This window comes from Kitasatospora sp. MBT63 (assembly GCF_000710465.2).
Taxonomy (GTDB): Bacteria; Actinomycetota; Actinomycetes; order Streptomycetales; family Streptomycetaceae; genus Kitasatospora.
In genome coordinates this window covers 46,116-49,028 of the sequence record NZ_JAIZ01000636.1, presented here as the reverse complement: position 1 = coordinate 49,028, position 2,913 = coordinate 46,116, and the positions used below count along the sequence as shown (strand labels likewise).

The window sequence follows — 2,913 nt, the reverse complement described above, 5'->3', positions numbered from 1 at the left end:
CTGACCGCACGGAGCAGCACGTCAGCGTCCGTTCCGCCCCGCTGGCACTAACCCCGGTGCCCCGGAACGAGGCGCGACCGCGCACACGCGGTTGATCCGGAAGGAATCCGCACGTGAAGCGAAAGCTGACAGTCGGCGCCGTCCTCTCCGCCTCGGCGATCCTGGCCAGCGCGATCCAGGTCGGTGCCGGCCTGGCCGAGGCCTCCCCCGCACCGGTGGCCGCCCAGCAGCGGGCCACGCTGATCGCGCAGGCCGACGCCCAGGCGCCCGCCGCCGCCAAGGCCCTCGGCCTCGGCTCCCAGGAGAAGCTGGTCGCCAAGGACGCCGTCGTCGACGCCGACGGCACCCGCCACCTGCGCTACGAGCGCACCTTCGGCGGCCTGCCGGTGCTCGGCGGCGACCTGGTGGTCCACCAGGACGCCAAGGGCACCGTGAAGTCCGTCGACCGCGCCGTCCAGGGCTCGGTCGCCCCCGCCACGCTCAGCCCGAAGCTCACCGCCGCCCAGGCCTCCGCGGCCGCGGCCGGCGCGGTGCAGGCCACCGTCGGGACCTCCAGGGACGCCGACGAGCCCGCGCTCGCCTCGGCCGGCCGGGCCGGCACCGCCCAGCTGGTGGTCTGGGCCGCCTCCGGCACCCCGCGCCTCGCCTACCGGACCACCGTCGGGGGCATCCGCGCCGACGGCACCCCGAGCAGCCAGCTGCTGGTCACCGACGCCGCCACCGGAGAGCTGCTCTCCAGCGACGAGCAGATCCACACCTCCAACGCCACCGGCACCGGTTACGGCGTGTTCGACGGCACGGTGACGCTGACCACCAACTACACCGGCAGCACCTACCAGCTGAAGGACAACACCCGCGGCGGGATGTACACCGTCGACAAGAACGGCACCCTCTACACGGACGCCGACAACATCTGGGGCAACGGCCAGGCCTCCAACGGCCAGTCGGCCGCCGTGGACGCCCAGTTCGGCGCGGCCACCACCTGGGACTACTACAAGAACGTGCACGGGCGCAACGGCATCAAGAACAACGGCGTCGGCGCGTACAGCAAGGTGCACTACGGCACCAACTACGTGAACGCGTTCTGGGACGACGGCTGCTTCTGCATGACCTACGGCGACGGCTCCGGGAACACCCACCCGCTGACCGCCATCGACGTGGCCGGCCACGAGATGACCCACGGCGTGACCTCCGCCACCGCGGGCCTGAACTACTCGGGCGAGTCCGGCGGCCTCAACGAGGCCACCAGCGACATCTTCGGCACCATGGTCGAGTTCTACGCCAACCTGCCCACCGACACCCCGGACTACCTGATCGGCGAGCGGCTCAACCTGAACGGCAACGGCACCCCGCTGCGGTACATGGACAAGCCCTCCAAGGACGGCGCCTCCGCCGACTACTGGTCCTCCACCGTCGGCAACAAGGACGTCCACTACTCGTCCGGCGTCGCCAACCACTTCTTCTACCTGCTGTCCGAGGGCAGCGGCGCGAAGGTGATCAACGGCGTCAGCTACAACAGCCCGACCTACACCGGCACCGCCGTCACCGGCATCGGCCGGGACAAGGCCGCCAAGATCTGGTACCGGGCGCTGACCGTCTACATGACGTCGACCACCAACTACAAGGCCGCCCGCACCGCGACCCAGAACGCGGCCAAGGACCTGTACGGCGCGGCCTCCACCGAGTACAACGCGGTGGCGGCGGCCTGGAAGGCCGTCAACGTCAACTGACGCCGACGGCGCCCCGCATACCCGCGGCGGCCGGGATCTCCATCAGGGAGGACCCGGCCGCTGCGCCAATTCCCGGTGGCAGTCTCAGGCCGCGGCCGGCGCCTGCCGCTGAGCGGCCGGGGCCTCGCCGCGCTCCTCCTTGGCCAGCATCCGCTCGGCGAAGAACCCGCCGGTGGGCAGCACCGAGAGCACGAACAGCACGATGCCGCGCTTGGCGTCCCAGCGCTGCTTCTGCCAGGCGAGCGCCAGGAACACCAGGTAGAGGATGAACAGCACGCCGTGCACCATGCCCATCACCGGCACGGCGTTGAAGCTGGTGGTGCGCTTGAGCACCGAGCAGACCAGCAGCAGGATGAAGGACAGGCCCTCGGGGCCGGAGACAAGGCGCAGGCGGTGGACGGCGCTGCTCTTCACGGTGGGTTCCTCACGGGGCGGTCGACGTGCCGACGGGGCGGGGCGCTTGTGAACCGACGCACAAGCCGCCACCCATTATCACCGACCGCACGCCCGGTCCCCGGGCGGGTCCCGCCGCCGGCCGGCGGCGCGGCCTTCGTCACAGCCGGGCCACGGATCGCGCGGCCGGCTCGGGTCCGGGCCCCCGTCCCCCCTATCCTGCTGGCGCGCGGTCTGACGGACAGGCCCGCCACGGATACGGGGGCCACTGCCAGATGTTCACGCTCGACTGGGACCGCCGGACCTGCTCCCGGCGCGGCCACACCACGTACGCGCCGACCGAGCCGGAGCTGCGCGAGCGGCTGCGCGCGCACACCGCGCTCGGCGACGCCTGGCGCTGCCTGCGCTGCGGCGACTTCGCGCTGGGCGAGCCGCACGGCGCGGGCCCGGCCGAGGACGCGCCGCTGGTGCCGCGCGGCCGGGCGCTGCGGGACCTGTTCATCCTGCGCTTCCTGGCGGTCGAGCGGGGGCTGCGCGGACTGCTGGTGCTGGTCGCGGCGTGGGCGGTGTGGAAGTTCTCCAACAGCCAGGACGCGGTCCAGCGGATCTTCGACGAGAACCTGACCGTCTTCCGGCCGGTGGCCGACCACTTCCACTGGGACCTGGAGCACTCGCCGGTGGTGGACACCGTCCGCAAGGCGTTCGGCCACGAGCACCGGACGCTGCTGCTGCTGGCGGCCGGGCTGGTGGCGTACGCCGTGATCGAGATCGTCGAGGCGGTCGGCCTGTG

3 protein-coding genes are annotated in these 2,913 nt (G+C 72.0%); 2 read left to right on the top strand and 1 reads right to left on the bottom strand.

Annotated features, from left to right (window positions below):
- Window positions 1-113 precede the first annotated feature (113 nt).
- Entirely contained in the window at window positions 114-1,730 is a 1,617-nt protein-coding gene (locus AA75_RS33420; protein WP_033824100.1) for a M4 family metallopeptidase, read from the top strand.
- Between the two features lie 84 nt (window positions 1,731-1,814).
- On the opposite strand, the gene AA75_RS33415 is transcribed toward AA75_RS33420, so the two are convergent.
- Window positions 1,815-2,144: a DUF3817 domain-containing protein gene (locus tag AA75_RS33415; protein WP_033824099.1), complete on the bottom strand. Its 330-nt coding sequence runs from the start codon at window positions 2,142-2,144 to the stop codon at window positions 1,815-1,817.
- 254 nt (window positions 2,145-2,398) lie between these two features.
- On the opposite strand from AA75_RS33415, the gene AA75_RS33410 reads away from it, so the two are divergent.
- On the top strand, window positions 2,399-2,913 hold a 515-nt coding region (locus AA75_RS33410; RefSeq protein ID WP_033824098.1), incomplete at its 3' end, for a DUF2127 domain-containing protein.